Source organism: Alteromonas sp. 5E99-2 (assembly GCF_017368475.1).
Classification (GTDB): Bacteria; Pseudomonadota; Gammaproteobacteria; order Enterobacterales; family Alteromonadaceae; genus Alteromonas_F.
In genome coordinates this window covers 139,335-165,460 of the sequence record NZ_JAFNJE010000007.1, presented here as the reverse complement: position 1 = coordinate 165,460, position 26,126 = coordinate 139,335, and the positions used below count along the sequence as shown (strand labels likewise).

Here is a 26,126-nt window from a genome sequence, read left to right as displayed (position 1 = left end):
GTGCCCCCGTCTCAATATCTTGCACGAGCGCCCGTTACTCAGTTAAAGGGAGTGGGTGCTAAAGTTGCTGAAAAACTAGCAAAATTACATCTTTTTACTGTGCAGGATGTTTTATTTCATTTACCTGCCAGATATGAAGATCGCACCCGAATCTATACTTTGAACGATACTCGTGCGAGTATGCACTGTACTATTCAAGGTGAAATTACTAGCGCGAATATTCAATACGGAAAACGCCGTATGTTAGTTGTGCGTTTGCAAGATGGGTCGAGTGCCATTACGTTGCGTTTTTTTCATTTTGGCCAACCACAACGAGAAGCCATGACGCCAGGCAATTTAATACGTTGCTTTGGTGAAATAAAAACAGGCAAAAATGGTTTAGAAATGATGCATCCTGAGTATCGTTTGCTCGACGATGCTAATCAGCATGTTGAAGAATCCCTAACACCGGTTTATCCAACCACAGAAGGGGTAAGGCAAGGGACGTTAAGAGGGCTCACTGAAGAAGCGCTTGATATGTTAGCCAAAGGTCGTTTACAGGATCTTATTCCCGAAGGAATGTACGATACTCAAATGTCACTTATCGATGCGCTCACCACGGTACACAGGCCCCAACCTGATGTTAATTTGTCTTTGCTCGAAGAAGGTAGGCATCCTGCACAGCAACGTTTGATTCTGGAAGAGCTTGCGGCTCATCATATGAGTACGTTGAAATTAAGGGACCAAGTGAAAGTGCAACCGGGCTTTGCACTTGATACAAAGAATAGCAGCCTGTTGAACCGTTTTTTAGATTCATTACCTTTTTCCCCAACAGGTGCACAGCAAAGAGTTACCCAAGATATTCAAACGGATTTAGCCAAACCCTACCCTATGATGCGTCTTGTACAAGGCGACGTGGGTTCAGGTAAAACATTGGTTGCGGCAATGGCAGCATTGCATGCTATTGCTTCGGGTTATCAAGTGGTATTAATGGCGCCTACTGAGTTACTGGCAGAACAACACGCAAAGAATTTCGAAGATTGGTTTAACCCATTACAGGTCACCGTGGGGTGGATGTCGGGGAAACAAAAAGGGTCGACTAGAAAAGAAACATTAAAAGCCCTTAAAGAAGGTGATATAAGCCTTTTAGTGGGAACCCATGCGGTATTTCAAGACGCGGTGGAATACAAAAATTTAGCCCTAGTCATTGTAGATGAACAGCATCGCTTTGGAGTACATCAACGGCTGGCTTTACGAGATAAAGGCGAACAGCAAGGGTGTTATCCCCATCAGCTTATTATGACTGCCACGCCGATCCCCAGAACATTAGCCATGACTGCGTATGCAGATTTAGACACCTCAATCATTGATGAACTTCCTCCTGGCAGAACGCCAGTGACTACAGTGGCACTGCCAGATAGCCGAAGAGGCGATGTTATTGAGCGTGTTCATCAAGCGTGTAAAGGGCAAGGAAGACAAGCCTATTGGGTGTGCACATTAATAGAAGAATCAGAATTCTTACAAAGCCAAGCTGCTGAAGACACCGCAACCATACTGGCTACGGCGTTACCTGATTGCAAAATAGGTTTAGTGCACGGCAGGTTAAAAGCAGACGAAAAGAAAACCTTGATGGATAGCTTTAAGTCTGGCGAACTGGATTTACTTGTGGCGACAACTGTCATTGAAGTGGGCGTTGATGTGCCCAATGCCAGCTTAATGATTATTGAAAACCCTGAACGTTTAGGGCTTGCGCAATTACATCAGCTAAGAGGCCGTGTAGGTCGAGGAGCTACAGAAAGCCATTGTGTGCTTATGTATCAAAGCCCGTTATCCAAAACTGCAACTAAGCGGTTAGGTGTGTTGCGGGATTCCACTGACGGTTTTTACATAGCTCAAATGGATTTGGAAATCCGCGGACCGGGTGAGCTAATGGGTACCCGGCAAACGGGCTTAGCGGATATGCGTATTGCTGACTTAGTCCGCGACACTGAGCTTATCCCTATGTCCCAGTCAATCGCGCAATCAATGTGGCAAAATCATAAACCTAAAGCTGAAGCACTTATACAACGTTGGATTGGAGCAAAGGAACAATATGGACAAGCCTAGTGTATTTCGTGGCATGTTTATTCATAACTCAGCAAATGCGGATATTCGTGACGCCTCTAAAGGTATGGCGGCAGAATTTAACATTGCGCTTTTGCCTGAGTTGCCAGATACAGGAATTTACTTAAATATAGATAATTCCGGTGCGGGATTGTGTGACACTTCCAGCCCTAAACAAGCGCCAGTAAAAGCCGAATTTGTATCGCCAGAAATGCAATATAGATTAAAGAAAAGTGGTGCTAAATCTGAGTTAATCATGCGGGCTATTGGCAACAAACAAGGGCCATGTAATGTTATCGATGCAACCCCTGGTTTAGGCAGAGACGCAATGGTTATGGCGAATTTTGGTTGTCAGGTGACTATGCTGGAACGGTCACCGGCCGTGGCCGTTATTTTGGCTGACGGTTTACGTCAATTACAGCAACTTTCGTCAGATTTACGCAGTAACCTCAGTCTTTATTGCGATGACAGTATTCACACGTTAAACGAAAAAGATTTGAAGAATAAAGGGCTAAATTTACCAGATGTTGTATATTTAGATCCTATGTTCCCGCACAGGAAAAAATCGGCGCTGGTAAAAAAAGAAATGCAATTATTCCAGCGATTGCTCGGGCATGATCCCGATGCCGATGTGCTTTTCAATGCCGCGATGAAAGTGGCAAAAAAGCGGGTGGTAGTAAAACGGCCCAACACTGCTGAGCCACTTGATAACCAAAAGCCTAACTTAACAATAGACAGTAAAAAACACAGATTCGACGTGTATTTAACAGGCTAAACAGGAGACGATTATGCTTGAAGTTGGAGTAACTTTACCCGAAATGACATTTAGCGTTTTGGAAGATGGCAAAATGACTAACCCCAGAACGCAAAATTTATTCGGTGGTAAAAAGGTGGCTTTTTTTGCCGTTCCTGGCGCATTTACACCAACTTGTTCTCAAACTCACTTGCCGGGCTTCATTGAGCTGGCTAGTGCGTTAAAAAGCAAAGGTATTGATCGCATTATTTGCTTATCGGTAAACGACGTTTACGTTATGGACTCATGGGGCAAAGCCCTAGGCGCTGAAGGTATTTTAATGGTAAGCGACGGCAACGGTAGCTTCACTAAGTCTATTGGCATGGAAATGGACACAGGTATTTTCGGTGGCGAGCGTTCCATGCGTTATTCTATGGTAGTTAACGATGGCGAAGTGGAAATTCTAAATATAGATGATGCCGGCCGCTTTGAAGTCAGCGATGCTAAAACCTTACTTGATTCACTATAGATAAAAACGCAATTGCAACATACAAACTCAGTTAACGCGCCAAAACAGCGTGATGTTATTGTTATTGGCGCTGGTGCTGCTGGCTTGTTTTGTGCAGCTCAAGCCGGTGCCAGAGGGCGACGAGTAGAAGTTATCGACCACGCTAAAAAGATTGGACGTAAAATACTTATGTCTGGTGGTGGTCGCTGTAATTTTACTAACATGTTTGCCAGTCATGAAAATTTCTTAGGTCAAAACCCCCATTTCTGTAAATCAGCGCTAAGCCGATATACCCAATGGGACTTTATCGCCTTAGTTGAAAAGTACGGTATTGCGTATCACGAAAAAACCTTAGGTCAGTTGTTTTGTGATGATTCGGCAAAAGACATCGTCAAATTACTTACTTCAGAATGTGATAACGCAGGTGTACTGATTACGACTCAGTGCGAGGTTATTGCGGTAGAAAAATATGAGAATGGTTATTCTCTTACAACCTCTCAAGGTCTGTACCAGTGTGAATCCCTAGTCATCGCAACTGGAGGCCTAAGCATGCCTAAGTTGGGGGCGACTCCATTTGGCTTTAAAATAGCGGAACAATTTGGTTTATCTGTAGAGCCAACACAAGCGGCTCTGGTGCCTTTTACTTTGCACGACCACGATAAAACCGACTTCGCCGAACTCAGTGGTGTCTCCCTAGAAGTGAATGTGGGTACTGCAGATACTGAATTTAAAGAAGATATGCTGTTTACCCACAGAGGGCTAAGCGGCCCTTCTATGCTGCAAATATCAAGTTATTGGCAGGCCGGAGAGGCCATTCACATCAATACACTCCCCAATCACGATACCGAACAGCTTGTTCAACAGTGGCGAAATGAAAACAAAGATGCACTGCTCACTACCTGTTTGTCTCAAGTGTTCCCCAAACGCATGAGTGCAATGCTAGTGGCCCGACACGGATGGGAAAACAAGCCCATGCGCCAACATCAAGACTCAGAGCTAAAGGCAATAGCAACAACTTTGCACAGCTGGAACATAAAACCCAATGGCACAGAAGGCTATAGAACCGCAGAAGTAACCCTAGGTGGAGTAAGCACCCAAGCATTATCGTCTAAAACCATGATGGCCAGAAACGTAGAAGGCCTCTATTTTATTGGTGAAGTGGTAGATGTAACGGGCTGGTTAGGTGGTTATAACTTCCAATGGGCCTGGAGTAGTGGTTGGGCAGCTGGGCAGGTGGTTTAGGTCTTAATTAAGAAATGTAGCGTAAATTAGACAACTAATGATTTAGAACCCTAGATCATCAAATTCTTGGCGTAATAACAGGCTTTTTTCCAAATTTTAGCGGAATATTGCCTATTTTCTTTGCATTAATAACTTACGGATATTAATGTGTGCACCTTGGCAGAAAAAATATTGTTAAATAACTAAGCCTACTTTTATCAGGGCTCGTTTTATGTCGGCGTTCTCACAGATATGGGTAGGATTTACCAACATACCTTTTGTCGATATTGCCTTTCTTCCAGCATCATTAGTTACCCATAGCTGGGGATTGTTACAAGTCGAAACCATGGCTATTAATACGCGGTTTTCAAATACTTTTGGATGGCGTTGAAATAGGCTTAATTCTTCTTGTCACACATTTCTAAAATCGTTACGATATTCACACTCCAAAATTATTTAATTGACGATATCCCAAAATGAAAATTAAAGCTGTTAGCTTATTGTTTTGTTTGTTCTCTAGTTCCTTATTTGCTGAAACTGAAGTAAAAACGGCTACGCCGTCTCAAGCCGATGTCATCAACCGTTTTTCCGAACTTGCATTGGAATGTGTTCACAAAGAATACCCCAATATTGTTAAGCATCTGATGAACAGCGATGATGATGTAAAAACGCCGAAACTACTGTACCCCGCATTCTATGGTTGTTTCGATTGGCATTCTTCTGTGCATGGACATTGGTTACTTACTCGTATTGTAAGTCAGTATCCTGACTCGGCTCATCACCAAGACATTATAAATACTCTTAATCAAAGTTTTACTAAGGAAAACATTCAGGGTGAGTTGGCGTATTTTAATCGTGAAGATACCGGAACGAGTTTTGAACGCCCTTATGGTCTAGCTTGGTTTTTACAATTGACTACTGAGCTGCGCCAGTGGAATGACCCTCAGGCAAAAATATGGCTAGATATTTTAGCGCCGCTGGAATCAAAAATCGTGGCAAATGTGAGTGATTGGTTGCCTAAATTAGCGTTTCCTATTCGAGTGGGGGAGCATAGCCAAACTGCATTTTCCTTCGGGTTGATGCTAGATTGGAGTGTTGTAGCCAAGGATAATGTTTTCCATGATTTATTGGAAAGTAACATCACAAGGTTATATGGCGACGACGTGAATTGTCCGTTGGCTTATGAACCTTCAGGTCAAGACTTCTTATCGCCTTGTTTGGCTGAAGCGGATTTAATGCGTCGAATTTTGCCCAAGAAAGAGTATGGGAACTGGTTGTCTAAATTTTTACCGTCTATACCTGCTAATGGCGATGGCAGCTGGGTAACACCGGCAGTTGTCACCGATGCCAGTGATGGTAAGCTTGCTCATTTAGATGGATTGAACTTAAGCAGAGCGTGGATGCTGGAAGGCATAGCGTCTGCTTTGAATCCACAAGATCCAAGGCAAGCGGCTATTTTCAATGCTGCAAAGGCCCACAAACAGGCCGGTATCAACTCGGTAATTAATGATTTGCATTACATGGGAAGTCATTGGTTAGGAAGCTTTGCAACTTACTTGGAGACTCAGAGAGGGTACTAATATCCTCTTTTAACATGGCTGATTTTGTTGGTTTTTGTCAAAAATTTCGAATCTGTTTTTACCGTTTCGCTTTGCTTGATACATGGCAAAATCAGCTTGTTGTAATAGGGTTTCATGGTTAATTTCATTATTTCTCGACCAAAAAGTTATTCCTATACTTGCTGATAGCACAATGTCGTATTCATTTATCTTTTTGATTTTTGAAACTAAATCTAAAATATTATTTAGGATGGTAAAGCAGCACAAGCCGCTTTCGTTATTAAAAATAATGCCTGCAAATTCGTCACCGCCTATTCTTGAAACTATGCCATTGTTTCCAATGCAAAGTGAATATATTTTCGATACTTCAACAAGTACTTTATCTCCTACGTAATGGCCAAGCTCATCATTAATTTTTTTGAATCCATCTAAGTCCAAATAAAATACGCATAGTTTATTTTCTTGCTGCTTGGTTTGTTGCATGGACTTTTTTAAAGTCTCGGCTAACAACCGCCTATTGGGTAGATGAGTTAAGGAGTCATATAACGAATCATATTCTAATTTGTTTCTTAGTAGCCGTTGTGCCGTAATATCTCTTATTATTGCTAAGTAGAACATAGGTCTATGATCTTCATCATAGATAACGGTGATTGATAGGTTTTCTAAATAAACCTCGCCATTTTTATGTTTGTTCCATATATCGCCAGTCCAATTACCGCTTTCCTTCAACGACAGGGACATCTTATCGTAGAAGCTTTTATCATGTATGCCGGATGAAAGAAGGTTGGGGTTTCTTCCTATGACGTCAGCTTTAGAATAACCAGTGATAGCTTCGAATTTAGTATTTATGTCGAGAATGTTGCTTTTGTTATCGGTCAACATGACACCATCAGAAGAGTATTTAAAAATATGTGATGGTAGGCTATCTAGTGAAAAGGTGTTTTCTATTATTGTGTTTTTCATTTAAAGGGTAACCAAAATGCAATTCGCAAACTACGTATTTTTAAAACGCTGATGATCTAAATTAGTCACATTATAGCAAATGATTAAAATAAAAATTTTCACGCAATTGGTTTTCTGCTCTTAACTAAGGCGTATGTTGATCAATGGCTTCAGCTATTACTGTTAGGTCCTGAATTATATACTGAGGCTGCATGATGTTTAGGTGATTTAAAATTAAGGAATCGATATCAGATAGCATTTGTCTAGCATCAGATATTAACCGTTCACCCTTTTCGGTAAAGTGTATTTCTTTTTGCTTACCTATACCGCTTTTTTGCTCAAGATATCCTAAGGCGCAAAGAGCCTTTACTGTTTTTGCCACCATCTGCCTAGATACATCTAATTTTCTGGCTATCTCCGAGCCATAATTTACCCCGCACTCTAAAATACTAAGAAATGACAAAAGCGAGGGTGTTATAGAGGTATATCCTTTTTCGAGAAGATGACTCGAAATTGTTTTAGTTATTACATCATTTAACTTCACTGTGCTTTGCAATAATTTTAAGGATTGAGAGTCGACCATTGGGATATTCTTATGTGTAAACTTGGTTGACATTTGAGTTTTCTGTATTTAAAATTAATGTCAACTGAGTATACACGTGAGATGGGATAATGTTAAGTTTAAAAAATATCATGGCCGCGAACGGAATTAGCTGTATCGGTTTTGGTGGAATATTTATTTTTAACGCGAGTACGATAGCGAACTTTCTTACCGTTGATAACTCTATCCCACTAATGGTTCTTAAGGTTGTTGGATTAATATTGGTGCTGAATGGTATCCATTTACTTTGGTCATCAACACGGCAGCGCATAAAAAAATGGTTAATGGTTTATTTTTGTCTTGGAGATATGCTTTGGGTGATTACCTCTTTGGCACTCGTCATTTTTGGTCTGTGGATCACGACTATTCAAGGGATCGTTGCAACTATTATAATTGCGATTATGGTTGGTTATTTTGGCGTAATGCAGTGGTTTTTGGATAAACAGACTAGAACTTGAAAAAAGTAGAAAAACTAAAAGATAATGCGCAAAATTTGTCCTATATTGTTATCATATAAAAATATTTATCATATGCTCAATGAAGTTACATCCATAATGAAGCTGATTGTTTGTTTTTTCTCACTATTTATATTTTGTAATCAGGCGTATTCTAAAGACACGTTTAAAATGCTGGTCAATAGCCATTATGTCACCGGTTATTGGGATGAGTTGGTGCGTGAAGCGTTAGAAATCACAGCTAAAGAGTATGGCGAATATGATATTCGCTTGTACAAGGAAGTGATTGGTAATGAAAGGCACACCGCAGAGCTCCAGAAAGGCGAGCTGGTTAACGTTAGGATTGGCGTAGCAAGTGATGAACGGCAAAAGATGTATATTCCTGTCAAAATACCTTTGCGTAAAGGGCTGCTAAATTATCGATTGTTAGTTGCAAAAAAAAGCGACGAAGTGAAATACAGCCAACTTACAACCTTAGATGAATTGCGGAAATTTAAGTTTGGACTTGTTGATTCTTGGGTGACGACGGATATTTTGAAACGAAATAGTTTCGATGTTGTACCTGTGAATGATTCTGGACGATTGTTTGGAATGCTTGCTGCAGATCGTTACGATTTAACTATGCGAGGAACCAATGAAGTCTTTACTGAGCTTAATATCGATGATCCTAATGGTGAAAAGTACGCAGTAGTACCAAACATAGGTGTATACATTAATACTCCTACTTATATTTTTGTATCCAAACAAGCTCCGGTTCTGGCGGAGCGATTGACTAAGGGATTGGAAATTATGTTAGATAATGGCCAATTTGATGAGATATTTTATCGTTGGCACAAAGATCATATTGATAAAGCGAATTTGAAGAAAAGATTTTTCATCGAAATCGACAACCCTACTTTAACATTAGATGCTATCCCTAAAGAAAAAAAATATTGGCTTCCTTCCGTTTTAAGCAAATTAGAGTAATTTTTCGATTCAATGCTGAATAATAATAATTCCATTTTGAAACGCGCTTTTTATTTGCTTTGTATCGGATTGTCTTTTGGGTGTAGTTCTTTTCTAGCCTATGCCGGTGATGTCGCTATTCACTCTGCTAACTTTGAACGTAAAGAAAATGGTTTATGGCGTGTGAGTGTTACTTTGAAACACAATGATGAAGGCTGGAATCACTATGCTGATCGTTGGCGCATTGTCGACGAAGAAGGGCTGCAACTTGCCATTCGTGTTTTACAACACCCTCACCAACAAGAACAACCTTTTACACGCTCATTGACCAATGTGGGTATTCCTAAAGACGCTCGGTATGTGTATGTCGAAGCTGGAGATAACAAACATGGATGGACTAAGAAGCGCTTAAAAGTCGACTTAAATAAGGTAGTAAATGGAAAGCTACGGGCCAAGCCTTGACCCGTTTGCTAGTTATCTGTACGTCTTTTGGCTTTTTCTATCGTAACTGTTTCTAGAGTTACGTTTTCCATCCCACTGATTACGCGCGTAGCTTTGTTGTAAACGGCGAGGTTGAGTCCTTTGGTTCACAGCATAGTTGAATAGTTGTGGATTGCTAATGATTGCAACTACACTAGGGTGCCAGCCGAATTTCTTCAGTGTTTGAACCTGCTTACCTAAGTCTATATGGCGGTTGTTCAAGCGCCAATTTATTGCGGCAGAAAACTGGTTAGGATGTTGATACGCTGAACTAAGTTTCTGTTCAAATTTAGAGCTGTTGTGGCCGCTAAATGCATGGGCGTTTGATAAATTTAAAAAAGAAGCAGTAAGAATAAAGCTCACTATTAAAATACGTTTCATCTTTCTTTCTCCACATATTGAGTACGTTACCAGTATGTGGATTTTTCAATTAACAGAACCTGAATCTAATATTAATCGTCAAAAAGCGACGATTTAAATCTATGGCCTAGCTTGTCACGCTTGGTTTCGATATATTTTTGATTGTGCTCGGTAATGCCTTGATCTATCGGTTTTCTTTCTACAATGTTAATACCTAGCTCTTCTAGTGCTTTGATTTTCTTTGGGTTGTTCGTCATTAACGACACCCGTGTTACGTTTAGTTTGTCTAGCATGACTTTACAAATATCGTAACTGCGTAAATCTGCATCAAAACCTAAGTGTTCATTTGCTTCAACTGTATCCAGCCCAGTATCTTGAAGCTCATAGGCTCTAACTTTGTTTACTAAGCCTATACCGCGGCCTTCTTGGCGTAGATAAAGCAACACGCCAGCACCGTTTGATGCAATGGTCCGCATTGCCTTTTCTAACTGAAAGCCACAATCACAACGTAAACTAAATAGAGAATCTCCAGTTAAACATTCAGAATGTACTCGAATGGGAATAGTGTCTTGTTCTGTCCACTTGCCAAATGACAGTGCGACATGCTCTTGTCCACTTTTTTCCACAAAGGCGTGGATTATAAACTCGCCAAATTGAGTAGGCAGTTTGGCAGAGCTAATATACTGATAGGGGCCTTGCATGATCTATTTCAACCTCGACATTTATTACTCAAGGTAAATTGGGGCAAAATTCGACAAAACAAGTAGTATAACTAGTTAAATCTCCGAGACTAAATCTTCTAGAGGAAAAGGTTTAGATACAGCGTATCCTTGCGCATAGTTTATACCTAGCTTTCCTAGTTGAATCAATGTTGCATCGTCTTCTACAAATTCAGCGACTGTGGTCATTTTCATCACACTAGCAATGTCGTGTATCGATTTTACCATGGCTTGATTAATAGGGTTATTTAGAAGCTCCTGAACAAAAGCGCCGTCAATTTTAATGCAATCTACAGGTAAGTTTTTAAGGTAGCTATAGGAAGAAAAGCCGCTACCAAAATCATCTAATGCGAAGTAACACCCTAAATCTTGGAAGGTTTTGATAAAATCGAGTGTTTCTTCTAACTGGATGACTGCCATTGTTTCGGTTATTTCAAAGCAAACTTTGTTGAAAGGGATATTTGTTTTATTAAAAACCTCTAAAATAGCACTTTTTAGCCCTTTATTAGCTAATGATTGCCCACTTAGGTTTATGTTACAGCGGGCCAAATTATCTAAGATATCAGGGTTGTTACTTAACCAATTTAACGTATTTTCTATTACCCATTGGTCTATTTTTACGCCTAAATTATAGCGTTCTGCGGTAGGTAAAAATTCACTAGGGGGTAATACACCGTACTCTTCGTCGTGCATACGTAACAATATTTCAATATATAATTGGTCAGTTACTTTATCTAATGGCCTATAGGGTTGGCAGTACAATATAAATTCATCGCTTTGTATAGCGTTGTTTATTTTTTCTAAACAACTAAGTTCACTCTCGTATCGTCGCACGCTTTTGTCATTTGGAGAATATTGATGTATTTGGTTCCGTCCTTGCTCCTTCGCAATAAAGCAGGCTGCATCAGCCATAGAAATCATTTGTTCAGGTGACAGTGATACATCAATAGTATGCAAATAACCAATACTCGCACTTAAAGTGAAAAATCGATTACTACAAAAATAACGATAGTTTTTAATGCCATGAAGTAACTTCTCTGCAAGTAAACTTGTTGAGTTGATATCGATAGAGTCACAAAGGATGACAAATTCGTCGCCACCAAGACGAGCCAATTTATTTTTATTTCCAGCGATTTCAGAAATCAGCTTAGCTATATTTTTTAACAATTCGTCGCCAGACTCATGACCACAAACGTCATTAATGAGTTTAAACCTGTCTAAGTCTATGTAGAGAAGGTTGATTTCGGTACTGTCTGCGTTCCCAGCTAAAAGCTGTTGTAACTGTCGTTCGAATTCTCGGCGGTTTAATATTCCAGTTAAAGAATCATGAGTGGCAAGATATTCTAAATTAAGGCTGGATTGTTTTTTTTCAGTTATATCAACAATAGATCCATATAAAAACTCGCGACTTTCTGTGCCTTGTACTTGGCAAGAAATGGAAAACCAAAATTCACTACCGTCTCGGCGCTTGCCTGTAAACTCTCTGCCAAGAACCGATTTTTTTTCGAGTATCTCTTGCAACAAAAGCTCTTGGTCTTCCCTGTTCGCAAAGAACGATGGTGTTCCTGACGATTGTTCTAACATACTGTGCTCGTTGCTATATCCGAAAAGCTGACACATGGCCGCATTAACACTTAATAACTTACCGTCGAGTGATGCTGTATATAAGCCCTCTGCTGATGCTTTAAACAAATCGTAAAATTGACGTAAATTTGCGATGCGTTTTTCTTGATGGGAAAACTCCCTAATATGAATACCGTGCTCGCTGATTTCAATTGCGCTTCCACATAGTATCAACCCAGTTGTGATCGCAAATATTGCAAAGAGAAAAAGGTTGCCGTAGGGAGGGGTTTCTATAACAAAACACCAAATATAAGTAATAAAAGTAATACCTAAAACAGATAAACCACTACCGTATAGCCATGCTGGTAGGAGAAGCCTTCTGTCTCGATAAACTACACAGAGATAAAGCTGTAAGCCTAGCCACATTAAAACAATAGCTATGCTAATGATCCAACAGGTGTAGCTATTACATAGTAGCGTAAATGTAAGACCTATAAGGGGTAAAGAATAGCTAATATATCTAAGAAGAATACTTGTTCTTGGAAGTAAGTTTCGCGTTATTTTGGCTCCGGAGTATAAGGCTAAAGCTATACATATAAAGGGCAATTGGTTTAAACCAATCCAGAGGTTTAAATCGTAGCGTGTTAGTTGAGTAAACTGAAAAAGAAACAGCAGCACACCTACACAGGTGATCGTAAACCAAAATCTCGCAGCGTTTCTACGTAGAAAATAGCTAAATAGAAAATATGAGCTTAAACAAGCGATCACCCCAGTGAAAATATTGAGCTGAGTATTGTGATCATCGTTGTGTTTTACTAATTCACTTGTTTTCCAAAGTGACAAAGGCAAATAAGCGGTGCCAGTACTTTCAACACCCACAAAGATATCAATGGTTTCTCCAGGGTAGAGGCTAAATTCGATAGGGTGACCATTAAGGTGCTTGTCATTATCGTTATAAATACGACGAATAGAGCGCTGAGGCTCGACAACATAGCCTTCTACTTTACTTGCATGTGCGCTGGATACTAATAATGTTAGGTTGTTATTATGCTGTCCAGAGTGAGTAACAGTTAATTTCACCCATATTTTAGCGTCACTCGGTAGAGGGGATAACGAAACTATAGGCAGCCATTGATGAATATGGGCTTGCACAGACGAAAACGCAACCCCTTCAGCGGCGTATACACGCAAAGCAGTATTCGTTACGTTTAGGCTTTCAAAATTGTCATCTATGACAACGGAAGCTAACGGGGTATTTGAGTGTTCATCTTGTGAGAACGCGAAAGTCGACCAAAAAAGCGCAATGATTAGTCCGTAAACTACGTGTTGAGCCCTCATTCTAAAGTCCATTCACCTAGAGAGTACTAAGAGTTATACCTTCATGCAGAGCTTATGTCTATTGAACTTTTAGCTACTACACGACAGTTGTGAATTTTGTGAGGCTTCTATGTCGGTTAACCAGTTCATATCATCAGACGGTTGAATAAAAGGTTGAGAGTAACAATTAACTACTTTTTGAACTGTTTCCCAATCATTTCCCTCAGCCATAGCGATTAATTTATCTAAATGGCTCGTCCTTGGAATAAGTAAAGGGTTCGCGCTTTTCATACTGCTAAATGTGTCAGTTGAAGCGTCGTGATAGGTAGGCCACCATTCATCTAACGATTTAATATCGTTTAGGTTATTGCGTAACACTTTAAAATCATTTGTAGCTCTCGCTTGGCTAAGCCATGCAAAAGCTTGATTATAATCAAGGGATTGAGCTGCTATGGCTTGTAAGAATGACAATGCAATGGGCCAGCTTTTATCAATACTATGTTCGTCTGACCCAAGTCCCATACGATCAAGCATAGAAGAGCGGTATTGTTGAACCATAATCGGCTCATAGGTATCTAAAATTGATTGGCGAGTGGGTTTATCTATATAGCGACTAAAACCTTCTGATAAAGCATAGCAATTCCATAGACCGATATTAGGTTGTTGGTCAAAAGCATACCGCCCTTGATGATCAGAATGATTTAACACTGCATTTTGTTTAAACGCACCCTGAAATGCGTAGGGCCCGTAGTCGAAGGTGATCCCGTGAATTGACATATTGTCGGTGTTCATGACGCCATGAATGAACCCATAGGCTTGCCACAAGGCAACTAAACGTGCGGTGCGTTTTACGATAGCGCTAAGCAGTGCACTGTGAGGTGATTCACTTTCACTACACGACTGAAAATGATGGGTTAAACAAAATGTCATTAAGCGGTCTAAGATTTCGGGTTTGTCAGCGTAATAAAAATACTCAAAGTGACCAAAGCGAATGTGGCTTGGTGCTGTGCGGATCATCATTGCAGCAGGTTCAATGGTTTCCCGCCTTACATTTGATTCGCTGCTTATTAAACACAAAGAGCGAGTACTAGGAATGCCTAACGCATGGAGTGCTTCACCGCCAATGTATTCTCTTAATGTAGAGCGTAAAACCGCACGACCATCAGCAAATCGAGAATAAGGGGTTTGCCCCGCTCCTTTTAAATGCAAATCGACCAATAGGTTTTTATTGTTAAGCACTTCTCCTAACAATAAACCTCTGCCGTCACCGAGTTCTGGATTCCATGAACCAAACTGATGGCCACCGTATTTTTGTGCTACCGCATTTTTTGCAATAGTTGAATCACTAGAAAATACACTAGGGACTAGGTTTTCCATTGATTGCATACTTTCGGGCAATGACAAGGTGTCGGCAAGGGCGCTATTAAAAAGTTGTCCCTTCATGTTCGACAATGGGCTTGGCGCAACAGCGGATACCGCGTCAGGAAGTGCATCGGCAAAGTAACGTTTAATCGGCATAATTGGGTCCAGTTTGAAAGTATTAGCTTGCAGCGTATTCTTCAATAAGGGTTAAGAACGCAGCGCCATAGCGTTCTAGCTTGGTTTCGCCTACGCCCGATACGCTAAGCATATCACGCTTACTCATAGGTAACTTTTGTACCATATCGATAAGGGTTGCATCACTAAAAATAACAAAAGGAGGAACATTGTGTTCATCGGCAATGGCTTTTCGCAGATGTTTCATTCGTGCAAACAGCGCTTTATCGTATTCTTTAGTTTCAGCAGCTTTGGTTGATTTAACATCCAATCTTGGCAGGGCCAATTGAATAGCGTCTTCGCCTTTTAGTACTGGCCTGGCGGCTTCTGTCAACCTTAAGGCTGCATGGGCTTCAAGGTCAACGCGAATGATCCCTTTGTGAATGAGCTGATTTATAATGCTATGCCAATAGGCATCAGGCTTGTCTTTACCAATGCCGTGAGTGGTTAATTCAACATGTTCAGGGTTTAGTCTTTGATGTTTCTTGCCCCTGATAATGTCTATTACATATTGGGTGGGCGCACATTGGCCTAATCGAAAAATACAAGAAAGTACTTTTTGTGCGGTTTCTAAACCATCAAAAAGCGTGGGCGGATCTAAGCAAATATCGCAGTTTCCACATGACTTATTGGCAAACTCTGAGAAATAATTCAGCAGTACCATGCGTCGGCAAGTTAGTGCATCTCCAAAGGCTTCCATCGCTTCAAATTTTTGCAGGCAGACTGCAAGGCGTTCGTTGTTTTCACCTTGTTCTATCCATTGTTTAACACGCGCTGCATCTTTTTCGTCAAATAGCAGTAAGGCTTCAGAGGGCAGGCCATCTCTGCCTGCTCGACCGGTTTCTTGGTAATAATTTTCAATAGAACGAGGCACGTCGTGATGAACGACATAGCGCACATTGGATTTATTTATTCCCATCCCAAAGGCAACGGTAGCAACTACGACTTGTATGCTATCGGTTAAAAATTGACGTTGTACCCAAGCCCGTTCGTCATTGTCCATACCCGCGTGATAAGCCGCACTGCGAATGCCTCTTTTTTTCAACTTGTCGGCGATATCGTCGACTTTCGCGCGGCTATTACAATAAATGATGCCGCTGCTGTCTTGTTGCGCAACGTACTTAGCCACTTGTTCAAAGGGTTTGTATTTTTGTAAAACGCGGTAGTGGATGTTGGGCCTATCGAAACTACCTTTATAGATATAAGGCTCGTCTAACCCTAATTGTTGCACAATGTCACTTTGCGTTGAGGTGTCTGCGGTTGCGGTTAGCGCGATCATCGGCACCTTGGGGTAATGTTGTTTTAACTGATGCAGTCCGCGGTAGTCAGCTCTAAAGTCGTGACCCCAATGAGATACACAATGGGCTTCATCTATGGCAATTAAAGCCACTTTATTCGATGCCAATAGCGAACGAAAACTGTATTGCAGCGCTTTTTCAGGTGAAACGTAAAGTAAATCTAAGGTTCTATTCTGAATGGCCTCGATAATTTCTTGTTGAGTTTCAGAGGATTGAGACGAGTTCAAGAAAGCAGCTTTTACACCAAGTTCAGTAACTTGTTCCACTTGATCTTGCATCAAGGAAATTAATGGAGAAATTACCAAGGTCAACCCATCTAGCAAGGTCGCGGGTAGTTGATAACACAATGATTTACCCCCACCAGTGGGCATCAGTACCAGTACGTCTTTACCTGCGATAATTTGGTCGATAACTGTTTGCTGACCATCGCGAAATGAATCGTATCCGAAAATCGATTTTAACGCAGATAAACTAGGTGTAGAGGAAGTGAGTGCTGTCATGGGTATAGTGTACGGATTTTAGTGATTAGAATCACTGTACAAAAGGAATAAAAAGTTAAATTATTGCACTTTAATTGGTGCAGTAAACGCGATTGCGACCTTCTCGTTTTACTTTGTACAATAAGTCATCAGCGGCTGAAAGGAGCGTCTCGACTTCTAGTTGTGCGCCAAACGCAACACCAATACTTGCAGTAATAAAGAGTTTGTCATTGTTCCACTTTATGTGAGATTGCTCTATTGTTTTTCGCAAGCGTTCAATTTCAGTTACGGCGTCATCGTTCTCCATATCATTTAAGTAAACGCAGAATTCTTCACCGCCAAAACGTGCAATTTGGGCATGGGAAAATGATGTTAGAAGTATATTCGCTATATGCTTTAGCACGGCATCGCCAGCATCGTGACCATAGGTGTCGTTAATATTTTTAAAATGGTCTAAGTCAATCAGCGCTAACGCTTGTCGTTGTTTTTTAATGGCAGGTAGTTTGTTAATAGCGTAGAAAAAATGACGCCTGTTAGGTAAGCCAGTTAAATAGTCCTGGTTAGCCGTTTGTCGAATAACCGCTACATGTTCGATAGCTTCTAACATTTGCATTATTTTAAGCAAGAATTCTTCATGGCCAAAGGGCAAATTGAAAAAGTCAGTCGCACCACACTTAATAAAGTGAGCAGCAGTAAAATCTGAAGGTTTATAAGAAATACCGACAATAGCTAATTCGTCTTTTGGAGACCCTTTGCGAATATCTGCAATAAATTCAGATAAGTCATTTTCGCAATCTGCATCTAACATGATTAGCTGAATCTCGGGGTTATCGGCCAGTAATTTTTGTGTTTGTTGTTCACTTTGTGAAATGTAACCCTTGAACCCATGACGCTGAAGCAAGGGGTTGGTCATGGAAACAGTTTTATTGCTATTTGACTGTAAGATTACGCCAATATGCTTGTTTTTATTTAGCCTCTGAAGTAGCCGTTGAAGGTAGTCAGCCGTTTGTGCGTTTTCTAGCCCGATATAGTCAACGATGTCATATTGCAATACGTGCTTACGAATATCGCTTTGCATTGAAGCTGATAAGGCTATGGTTGGCATAGACATAGAGGTAAAAAAATCGATGGCTTCGAAAGGAGATGCATCTACTTGCATGTGGCTAGCTAACACGCAAAGTAAAGCTTCAGGAACGCCGTCAAAATAGGTGTTTTTCGCATCGTGTAATGAATAAGCTCGAATAGGGTTTAGCCCCGCTTGTTCGACCAAACGGGCCAAAATAGTGGCGGTGCGGGGGTGACTTTCAACTATCAATACGTCGTGTTGCATGCGTGGTTTCTATTTTTTATTCAGATAAAACAGTAATATCAATCATTAGACAGGTCGGGCGATACACTGTATTTTCATTTTATATTAGCAATATAGCTTATTTCAGCGAAAAAGTTCGAGTCTTAAGGCATTAATAGTGATTAAAAATACATTTAAAACGCTCATCATGAGTATTGTGTGTTGTGTTACAGCGTTTTCTTATGGAAGCGAAACAAACAAATTCTCCTCTTTACTTGAAGAACATTGGACGAACGTAGAAAAAGAACAGGTGTTTTTTCGCAGAGACCCCGATGTTTTTCGCATGAATGGGGTGTTGCCAGATTTTAGTGATAAGGGCATAGCGCGAAGAAAAGCGTTTAATCAACTCATGCTCGAAAAAATGGCAGATATCGATAGCGCGCAGTTGTCGCCCGCTGATCAGGTGAGCTATCGATTGTTTCGCTACGAAAGAGAAACCGAGGCTAAAAGTTATGAGCAACTCGATCGCTACTTTCCAATGAATATATACGCGGGCTTTCATACCTACTTTTCTGAAGCACCGGCTAAAATGTCTTTTTTATCGAGAGAGGACTACGACAATTACCTAATTAGCTTGGCCGACTTCAATCGTTACAATCAAGAATTTATTAAGACTCTAAACATAGCTGTAGATAAGGGGTTAACTCATTATTGCGGTAGCTTTCAAGGTTATGAACGCACCATTGGTCGTTCTATTGTTGAAGATGTCACTAAAAGTGAATTTTATCAGCCCGTTAATCGCTTTCCTTCCTCTTTTTCTAGCACAGAAAAAGCGCACTACGAAAAAGAGATAAAACGTTTAATTAGCGATGTGATTATTCCTGAGTATCAACACTTTTTTACTTTTTTCACTCAAACCTATATGCCGAATTGTCGCAAAAATGTAGGCATTACGCAGGTGCCTGATGGCAAGGAATATTACGATTATCTCATTCATTTTTATACCACAACCAGTATGTCGGCTGAGGACATTCACGCACTTGGGTTATCAGAAGTAAAAAGAATAAAGCAAGAAATGCAGGCAATTGTGAAAGCACTGCAATTTAAAGGCACCTTTAGAGAGTTCTTAACGTCTTTGCGTGACGACCCTGAAAACTATGCGTCTGATCCACAAGATTTGTTAGAAAAAGCATCCTACTTTGCAAAACGTATGGAAGGGGAGCTACCTAAGTGGTTTAGTCGTTTACCTCAAGGGACTTATAGTATTAAAGCGAGTCCGGGAGGGGGCGCATATTATGTTGCAGGTGCTGGTGATGGGAAAACTTCAGGAACCTATTTTGTGGGGGCGAATAACTATTTGTCGGAGCCCTTGTATAACCTTGAAGCCTTAACTTACCACGAAGCTGTGCCCGGTCATCATTTACAAGGCACAATTGCTCAAGAATTAGATGTGCCTGAGTTTCGCAAAACCTTATACCATTCAGCTTATGGCGAGGGTTGGGCGCTGTATTCAGAAAGTTTAGGTAAAGAAATGGGCTTTTATCAAAGCCAAACCAGCGATTTTGGTCGCTTAACCTATGAAATGTGGCGAGCATGTCGGTTAGTTGTGGATACCGGAATGCATGCATTTGGCTGGTCTCGTCAGCAAGCAGTAGAGTATTTGTTGTCTAATACAGCCCTTAGCGAGCGAGACGTTAACCGTGAAATTGATCGTTATATTTCTTGGCCTGGACAAGCTTTGTCATACAAAATTGGCGAGCTTCGCATTAAAGCTTTGCGTCAAAAAGCAGAATCAGAATTAGGGACAAAATTCGATATTAGAGCCTTTCACGATGTATTAGTTGGGCAAGGTTCCTTACCTATTGCGGTACTTGAAGATACCGTTAACGAGTGGATTAAAAAGCAGTTGTAGTGAATGCTCACATACTCTGTTGGGGAGATATTATACTATCTCCCCATGCTGGCTACTTTATAAGGGTTCCAATTTTGCAAAGCTGAGTACCAGCCATTTGCTGCCAAAATCGTCAAAATTGACTTGTACTCTGGCGTGCTCTCCACTGCCTTCATAGTTCAATACCACACCTTGGCCGAATTTTCTGTGCATAACCTGCTGACCTAATTGAAAGCCACTGTTCTCGAATGCTTGATGAGAGGTTGCAGGGCTGAAACGATTACTTACCGGCTGGGATACGGTGGATTTCAATCGCACTTCTTCAACGCAATCAGTGGGAATTTCACGAATAAATCGCGATGCCGTATGGTATTTGTCTTGTCCGTACACGCGTCGGCTTTCGGCATAAGTGATGAAGAGCTTTTTCATCGCTCGGGTCATACCTACGTAACATAGACGTCTTTCTTCTTCCATGCGTCCGGGTTCGTCGTTAGTCATTTGACTAGGAAACATACCTTCTTCGACGCCGGCCATAACCACCAAGGGGAATTCTAGGCCTTTCGCTGTGTGTATTGTCATCATTTGCACAGCGTCTTGGTTAGAGTCCGCTTGAGTTTCCCCAGCTTCTAGGGATGCATGGGTTAAAAACGCCGACAAAGGCGTGAGGTTGTCTTCTTCTACGGGCACTTCAAATTGCTTACACGCGGTGACTAATTCTTGTAAGTTTTCCACTCGAGCTTGGGCTTTCTCGCCTTTTTCAGCTTGATACATGGCATATAAACCCGATTGGTGTATGGCGGTTTTAGCCTGTTCTTCCAGAGGTTTGTCTAATGCCTTGGTTTCTAACTCTACAATTAAACTGCAAAACGCTTTTAGTGCATTGGCTGCGCGTCCAGTGAGTAACCCTTTGTCGATACATAACTGACCTGCTTGCCACATAGAAACGTTATTTTCACGTGCTTGCTCACGTATGATACTTAATGTCTTGTCGCCCATACCGCGGGTGGGGGTGTTGACGACTCGCTCAAATGCAGCGTCATCATGAGGTAAATTAATCAATCGCAAATAACCCAAGGCATCTTTAATTTCCTGGCGTTCAAAGAAGCGCAAACCCCCGTATATCCGATAGGGAATAGAACGCTGTAATAATGCTTCTTCCAGTACTCGGGATTGCGCATTGTTGCGGTATAAAATGGCGGTATCTTGCAGACTGTTGCCTTGCTGTAACCAATCTTGAATTTGGCTCACAATAAAGCGAGCTTCGTCTAATTCGTTAAAACTGGCGTAAATTGATATGGGCTCGCCTTTATCGCCCTCTGTCCATAGTTCTTTGCCTAATCGGCCTTGGTTATTGTCGATAACTCCATTGGCGGCCTTTAGAATGGTTTGAGTTGAACGGTAGTTTTGCTCTAAACGTATTGTGGTTACGTCGTCGAAATCACGTAAAAAATGTTGGATATTTTGTACGTTTGCGCCACGCCAACCGTAAATAGATTGGTCGTCGTCGCCCACTATCATTATATGGTTGTCGGTATCGCACAACAGGCGTAGCCAAGCATATTGAATGTTGTTGGTATCTTGGAACTCGTCGACTAACACGGCGCGGAATCGACGTTGATAGTTGGCTAATACATCGGGATTTTTTAATAGCAGTTCATGAGCGCGAAGAAGCAATTCAGCAAAATCGAGTAAACCACTGCGATCACACGCTTCTTGATAAGCCTGATATATCTCGCACATTTTTTGCTGCGTTGCGTCGTTATGGGTGTCAATTTGATGAGGACGAAGACCCTCGTCTTTGTTGCCGTTTATGTACCATTGTATTTGCTTTGGCGGCCAATGTTTCTCATCTAAATTCAATGAGCGAATGATGCGCTTTACCAAACGATATTGGTCGTCTGAATCTAATATTTGAAAGTTATCGGGCAATCCAGCTTCTTGGGCGTGGCTGCGCAATAAACGGTGGGCTAGGCCATGAAAGGTGCCAATCCACATAGTGTTTAGAGGACGGTTCATCACAGCTTCAATGCGACCACGCATTTCTCTTGCGGCTTTATTGGTGAAAGTCACTGCCAGAATGCTGTAAGGCGCGATATTTTCGACGTTCATTAGCCATGCAATGCGATGCACTAATACTCGGGTTTTACCACTTCCTGCACCGGCTAACACCAATGTATTTTGCGGAGGGCTAGCAACGGCTTGGCGTTGTTTGTCGTTTAAATCGTCGAGTAATTCAGATACGTCCATTGGGCTTTCTTATATGTATTTGCGGTCGCTATTTTAATACTTGCGAGTATGCCATTAAGCTGTGCATTTATACAGCATGAAATGTTGATTAGTGCACTATCGTAGTTTTTTCATACAAAGTTGTTGACAGCATAAATAATAATCTCTACATTTGTAGATGTTATCGCGACATATGTAGAGATAGTAATGAAAAACGATATAAAACTGAGTGAATTTGAACTCGATGTAATGAATATACTTTGGCAGCAAAGTCCAGCTTCTGCTCCTGACATACATGAAAAGGTGAAAGGCGATAAGGAAGTGAGCTATTCGACAGTTAAAACAATAGTCGACAGGCTTGAGCAAAAACAAGCCGTGCTTCGAGCTCATCAAAAAGGCCGAACCATTTACTACGCTCCTGCTATTCAAAGAGAAGATGTTTCAGAGCCTTTATTAAAAGGCTTTCTCAAGAGGATATTTGCCGGAGACTCTCAAAAAATGGTGGCGCAATTGCTGGCAAACGAGAAGCTGAATAATGATGAGATTGAACAATTAGAAGCTATGCTTGCGAAGCATAAAGCTAAAAATAACGAGTAAGTAAATTATGATCACGTATTTTGCTATTTCATTATTTATTAGCGCAATGTGCGCTACAGCACTGTTCTTCTTAGCTGGTGCACCTGCCCGTGTGCGTTTTTATGTTTGTATTTTATTGCTGTCTAGTTGGTTGTTCCCATGGCAGTATTTACAATTTGAGATTGAGCAAACCAGTTTCACATTACCTGTAAATTTGGTTAGCGAATTTGCGTTATTTAACTTAAATTCCTCAGAGCAACAGCAAGTCGCAATAGAAAGTGAAGGCCGCCAAGCTTTAACTCTTCCTACATTGCCTAATTATTGGTTTTGGGTAGTAGGGCTCCTGATTGGCGCCGCATTGTTTGTCAAAGATGCAGTTAGCTATCGAAAGCAACATGCCCGATGGATACAGAACTCTACTAACGATAACGCTGTGTGGAACATCGTCGGCATAGAAAAACGTTGTTGCGATATTCGACGAATTAAAGGGCAAGTACCGGGCATGGTTACAGGCTTTTTAAAACCGATTATTTGGATTGGAGATCACCAGCGTTGCGAAGACAAAATACGCACTATCGTACTCCATGAACTCATCCATATTCGTCAGCGCGATACCTATTGGTTGTGGGGAATAAATTTCATTCAATGTTTATTTTGGTGGAATCCTATTGTTCGGTATACAGCGAACTATGGGAGAAATCACATTGAATTAAGCTGTGATGAACAGTGTAAAGCCTATTTACCTAAAGGTAGCTATAAGCAACATCTAATGGAATTAACGCTAGAAGCAAATAAACGGCAAGACGCGCAATCGAAGTCAACTGCATTGGCTATAAGTGGGACTAAGGCATTTAACTTACAGCGCATACACAAACTTAATGAGGAACATAAAATGAAAAAACGTTACGTAATAGTGGTCGCAACGCTTGTATCACTCACAGGCTGGGTTGGTTATTCTAATGCCACAGCAAAAGTACAATCAACAGCGGAACAGTCGAATATCAATATTGGGATAAACAAGATATTCGAAGCATGGCATAGCAAGGATTTTTCTGAAGTTGAAAAGTTATTATCGGAAGCTGAAAAAGACATTGAGCGTTATAGTGCTGTTGATCAGGCTATGATCTGGCGAACTCATGGAATGTATTTAATGCATAATGATCGCAAAAGTGCAGATGCTCTACCTTTTCTAGATAAAGCTATTGGATTGACTGATCACATAGATAAAAACGATGCACTTTATAATTTGAGGATGGCTGTTTCTTTTAGTGCTCATTTAGGTGAGTGGCGTAAACAACAGGATTACTCTGAAAAATGGTTTGCATTGGCTGATGATGGAACCGATAAAGCATTTATCTTGTATTTGACCGCAATTTCTCACTTCAAATTGGAAGATTATTCAAAGGCAATTAATTCACTAAATGAACTAATCGCATCCCATGAAACAAAGGGAACACAACCAGAAAAGTCTAACTTCGATTTGTTATTTGCAAGTTATATGCGTCAAAAAAACTATCAAGAGGCGGTTAGAGTACAAAAGCAGATTAACCGGCTGTATCCGAGCGAAGAAGGGGAAACTCTGCTGAATCACGTTAGTGCCTTGATTTGACCATGATTCTTAATTGAAAACACATAGAGCTTCCTTAGCTGGGCTGCTCTATGTGTTTTCATATAAATAGTATTGGAGGGTGTGCAATTAAACAAATAAATCAGTGGGATTAACGCTAGCCCCTTGATTTATTCATTTGAGATACCACAATTGTCAGTTAGTTAAGTTAGCTTCAATATGAGTGAGGGCTACATGGTAATTCGTAGAAATTTTTGGGCAATATTAAAGCAAGAAGCTCAGTGTATTGCTGAAAAAGAACCCCTATTAGCAAGCTACATCCATGCCTGTATTCTCACTCATTTTAATGTTGAGTCTTCACTTAGCTTTATTTTGTCGAATAAATTGGCTGACGATGTAATGCCAGCTATCGCAATTCGAGAAGTCTTTGACCAAGCTTATTTACTTGACCCTGCTATTGTTGAATCTGCTATCGCCGATGTAGAAGCAGCGTTCGAGCGAGACCCAGCAGTAACCGAACATTTAACCGTACTAATGTACTTTAAAGGGTTTCAAGCTATTCAGGTACATAGGCTAGCGCACTACTTATGGAAGAACGGCCGTCATCAACTTGCTTTGTTTTTGCAAAGCCGAAACTCTCAAACATTTGGTGTTGATATTCACCCTGCGGCTGCAATTGGTAAAGGGGTTATGTTCGATCACGCAACGGGTATTGTAGTGGGTGAAACCGCAGTCATTGAAGACAATGTTTCTATTCTGCAAAACGTCACATTAGGTGGCACAGGTAATGAATCTGGTAACCGTCACCCCAAAATTCGAAAGAATGTGATGGTCGGAGCTGGCGCGACAATACTTGGAAATATTGAGATTGGTCGTGGTTCCAAAGTGGGCGCGGGTAGTGTTGTTTTGAACGACGTTGAGTCCCACGTAACGGTCGCAGGTGTGCCGGCGAAAGTAGTAGGTAAACCTCGTTGCAACAAACCTTGCCAGTCCATGGATCAAAACGTACTGCACGATAAACAATAAGATTATCAATGGCACTATCAAGTTAAAGTTATTTACCTTAACAACGAAAACAGGTCATCGAGTTTTGACAGCTCTACATCGGGCAGCACAAGCGTTTTTTCTTTGGATAAAAGCATAGGCCGATTACACGCAAACCATGCAGATTGGAATCCCGCTTGATAGGCACCAAATACGTCATTAATTAAGCTATCGCCAACATGTAATATCTTCTTTGGCGCGATAGATAAGTATTGCGCAGCTTCATCAAACATACACCTATGAGGCTTAGCTGGACGACTCGAACTGGCGTGTAAAATGGTTTTGAAGTGAGGGTTTAAACCGGCTTGTTCAGTGTCTAAATTACCATTAGTAATGCCTACAAGAGGAACCTTTTTACTTAAGTTTTTTAAGGTAGTAAGTACTTCATTACTTATGGGCACTTTGCTTCTTTCGTTGTAAAAGAACTCATACATCTCGGTTGCAGCTTCTTCTACATTGTCTTTTGCTTCATCGGCTAGGATATAGTTGAGTGTGAGTAATCTAAGCTTACTCATATCCGATGCTAACTCTGGGCTGTCTTGAATAAAACGGCGTTTGATGGCGCTTAATTCTGCTCTTGGAATACTCGCCGCTTTAGGAAAGCGATCCGCCATCTTTTCTTTCAGTAGGGCTTCGGCGCGAAAGATAGTTGGATGATTGTCGTACAGGGTGTCATCCAAATCAAAGGTGATGGCAGTTGGCGTTGTTACAGAGCGATAGAAAATCATAATTGGGT

Annotated in this window: 23 protein-coding genes; 13 read left to right on the top strand and 10 right to left on the bottom strand. The window is 41.0% G+C overall.

Annotated features, from left to right (window positions below; translation table 11 throughout):
- The 6 genes from recG (at nucleotide 1) to J3L16_RS09430 (ending at nucleotide 6,124) form a co-directional block, all read left to right on the top strand.
- Nucleotides 1-2,085 carry an ATP-dependent DNA helicase RecG gene (gene recG / locus J3L16_RS09455; RefSeq protein WP_207612722.1) on the top strand — a complete coding sequence of 695 codons (2,085 nt, stop codon included), beginning with the start codon at nucleotides 1-3 and terminating at the stop codon, nucleotides 2,083-2,085.
- Nucleotides 2,072-2,857 (top strand): class I SAM-dependent methyltransferase, encoded by a 786-nt coding sequence (locus J3L16_RS09450; RefSeq protein ID WP_242698773.1) that lies wholly within the window; start codon nucleotides 2,072-2,074, stop codon nucleotides 2,855-2,857. Before recG ends, J3L16_RS09450 begins: the two co-directional genes overlap by 14 nt.
- Nucleotides 2,858-2,870: 13 nt before the next feature.
- Nucleotides 2,871-3,344, top strand: a complete 474-nt coding sequence (locus tag J3L16_RS09445; RefSeq protein ID WP_207612721.1) for a peroxiredoxin — start codon at nucleotides 2,871-2,873, stop codon at nucleotides 3,342-3,344.
- Nucleotides 3,345-3,356: 12 nt separating this feature from the next.
- Nucleotides 3,357-4,565 (top strand): NAD(P)/FAD-dependent oxidoreductase, encoded by a 1,209-nt coding sequence (locus J3L16_RS09440; RefSeq protein ID WP_207612720.1) that lies wholly within the window; start codon nucleotides 3,357-3,359, stop codon nucleotides 4,563-4,565.
- A gap of 211 nt (nucleotides 4,566-4,776) precedes the next feature.
- Entirely contained in the window at nucleotides 4,777-4,935 is a 159-nt protein-coding gene (locus J3L16_RS09435; protein ID WP_207612719.1) for a hypothetical protein, read from the top strand.
- 85 nt (nucleotides 4,936-5,020) lie between these two features.
- A complete protein-coding gene (locus J3L16_RS09430) occupies nucleotides 5,021-6,124 on the top strand; it encodes a DUF2891 domain-containing protein (RefSeq protein WP_207612718.1) in 1,104 nt (367 codons plus the stop codon).
- A 9-nt stretch (nucleotides 6,125-6,133) separates the two neighbouring features.
- Here J3L16_RS09430 and J3L16_RS09425 read toward each other — a convergent pair whose 3' ends face one another.
- Nucleotides 6,134-7,066, bottom strand: a complete 933-nt coding sequence (locus J3L16_RS09425) for a diguanylate cyclase (protein ID WP_207612717.1) — start codon at nucleotides 7,064-7,066, stop codon at nucleotides 6,134-6,136.
- Between the two features lie 124 nt (nucleotides 7,067-7,190).
- A complete protein-coding gene (locus J3L16_RS09420) occupies nucleotides 7,191-7,661 on the bottom strand; it encodes a MarR family winged helix-turn-helix transcriptional regulator (protein ID WP_207612716.1) in 471 nt (156 codons plus the stop codon).
- 56 nt (nucleotides 7,662-7,717) lie between these two features.
- Between J3L16_RS09420 and J3L16_RS09415 the strand changes: the two genes are divergently transcribed.
- The 3 genes from J3L16_RS09415 (at nucleotide 7,718) to J3L16_RS09405 (ending at nucleotide 9,508) form a co-directional block, all read left to right on the top strand.
- The gene (locus J3L16_RS09415; protein ID WP_207612715.1) at nucleotides 7,718-8,104 is read left to right on the top strand and encodes a hypothetical protein; all 387 of its coding nucleotides are present in this window, start codon (nucleotides 7,718-7,720) and stop codon (nucleotides 8,102-8,104) included.
- 96 nt (nucleotides 8,105-8,200) lie between these two features.
- Nucleotides 8,201-9,067 carry a transporter substrate-binding domain-containing protein gene (locus tag J3L16_RS09410; RefSeq protein WP_207612714.1) on the top strand — a complete coding sequence of 289 codons (867 nt, stop codon included), beginning with the start codon at nucleotides 8,201-8,203 and terminating at the stop codon, nucleotides 9,065-9,067.
- A 12-nt stretch (nucleotides 9,068-9,079) separates the two neighbouring features.
- Nucleotides 9,080-9,508, top strand: a complete 429-nt coding sequence (locus J3L16_RS09405; protein WP_207612713.1) for a hypothetical protein — start codon at nucleotides 9,080-9,082, stop codon at nucleotides 9,506-9,508.
- Between the two features lie 12 nt (nucleotides 9,509-9,520).
- Here the strand turns inward: J3L16_RS09405 and J3L16_RS09400 are convergent, their stop codons facing one another.
- The 6 genes from J3L16_RS09400 to J3L16_RS09375 all read right to left on the bottom strand — a co-directional run bounded on the left by J3L16_RS09400 (nucleotide 9,521) and on the right by J3L16_RS09375 (nucleotide 18,128).
- Nucleotides 9,521-9,907 carry a hypothetical protein gene (locus J3L16_RS09400; RefSeq protein ID WP_207612712.1) on the bottom strand — a complete coding sequence of 129 codons (387 nt, stop codon included), beginning with the start codon at nucleotides 9,905-9,907 and terminating at the stop codon, nucleotides 9,521-9,523.
- 71 nt (nucleotides 9,908-9,978) lie between these two features.
- On the bottom strand, nucleotides 9,979-10,587 hold the full coding sequence (ribA, locus tag J3L16_RS09395; RefSeq protein ID WP_207612711.1) for a GTP cyclohydrolase II: 609 nt from the start codon (nucleotides 10,585-10,587) through the stop codon (nucleotides 9,979-9,981).
- A 75-nt stretch (nucleotides 10,588-10,662) separates the two neighbouring features.
- Complete coding sequence (locus J3L16_RS09390) at nucleotides 10,663-13,506, bottom strand: EAL domain-containing protein (protein WP_207612710.1); 2,844 nt, start codon at nucleotides 13,504-13,506, stop codon at nucleotides 10,663-10,665.
- Between the two features lie 69 nt (nucleotides 13,507-13,575).
- Complete coding sequence (locus J3L16_RS09385) at nucleotides 13,576-15,003, bottom strand: protein adenylyltransferase SelO family protein (RefSeq protein WP_207612709.1); 1,428 nt, start codon at nucleotides 15,001-15,003, stop codon at nucleotides 13,576-13,578.
- Between the two features lie 22 nt (nucleotides 15,004-15,025).
- Nucleotides 15,026-16,819 carry a DNA helicase RecQ gene (gene recQ / locus J3L16_RS09380; RefSeq protein WP_207612708.1) on the bottom strand — a complete coding sequence of 598 codons (1,794 nt, stop codon included), beginning with the start codon at nucleotides 16,817-16,819 and terminating at the stop codon, nucleotides 15,026-15,028.
- A gap of 70 nt (nucleotides 16,820-16,889) precedes the next feature.
- Nucleotides 16,890-18,128, bottom strand: coding sequence for a diguanylate cyclase (locus J3L16_RS09375; protein ID WP_207612707.1), 1,239 nt, complete (start codon nucleotides 18,126-18,128; stop codon nucleotides 16,890-16,892).
- 136 nt (nucleotides 18,129-18,264) lie between these two features.
- Between J3L16_RS09375 and J3L16_RS09370 the strand changes: the two genes are divergently transcribed.
- Nucleotides 18,265-19,998: a DUF885 domain-containing protein gene (locus tag J3L16_RS09370; protein WP_347564656.1), complete on the top strand. Its 1,734-nt coding sequence runs from the start codon at nucleotides 18,265-18,267 to the stop codon at nucleotides 19,996-19,998.
- A 57-nt stretch (nucleotides 19,999-20,055) separates the two neighbouring features.
- Here J3L16_RS09370 and uvrD read toward each other — a convergent pair whose 3' ends face one another.
- A complete protein-coding gene (gene uvrD, locus J3L16_RS09365) occupies nucleotides 20,056-22,224 on the bottom strand; it encodes a DNA helicase II (protein ID WP_207612706.1) in 2,169 nt (722 codons plus the stop codon).
- A gap of 186 nt (nucleotides 22,225-22,410) precedes the next feature.
- On the opposite strand from uvrD, the gene J3L16_RS09360 reads away from it, so the two are divergent.
- The 3 genes from J3L16_RS09360 (at nucleotide 22,411) to cysE (ending at nucleotide 25,372) form a co-directional block, all read left to right on the top strand.
- Nucleotides 22,411-22,800 carry a BlaI/MecI/CopY family transcriptional regulator gene (locus J3L16_RS09360; protein ID WP_207612705.1) on the top strand — a complete coding sequence of 130 codons (390 nt, stop codon included), beginning with the start codon at nucleotides 22,411-22,413 and terminating at the stop codon, nucleotides 22,798-22,800.
- Nucleotides 22,801-22,807: 7 nt separating this feature from the next.
- Nucleotides 22,808-24,388 carry a M56 family metallopeptidase gene (locus J3L16_RS09355; protein WP_207612704.1) on the top strand — a complete coding sequence of 527 codons (1,581 nt, stop codon included), beginning with the start codon at nucleotides 22,808-22,810 and terminating at the stop codon, nucleotides 24,386-24,388.
- A 192-nt stretch (nucleotides 24,389-24,580) separates the two neighbouring features.
- Nucleotides 24,581-25,372, top strand: coding sequence for a serine O-acetyltransferase (gene cysE, locus J3L16_RS09350; protein WP_207612703.1), 792 nt, complete (start codon nucleotides 24,581-24,583; stop codon nucleotides 25,370-25,372).
- Between the two features lie 32 nt (nucleotides 25,373-25,404).
- Here the strand turns inward: cysE and J3L16_RS09345 are convergent, their stop codons facing one another.
- On the bottom strand, nucleotides 25,405-26,118 hold the full coding sequence (locus tag J3L16_RS09345; RefSeq protein ID WP_207612702.1) for an HAD-IA family hydrolase: 714 nt from the start codon (nucleotides 26,116-26,118) through the stop codon (nucleotides 25,405-25,407).
- Between the last annotated feature and the right edge of the window lie 8 nt (nucleotides 26,119-26,126).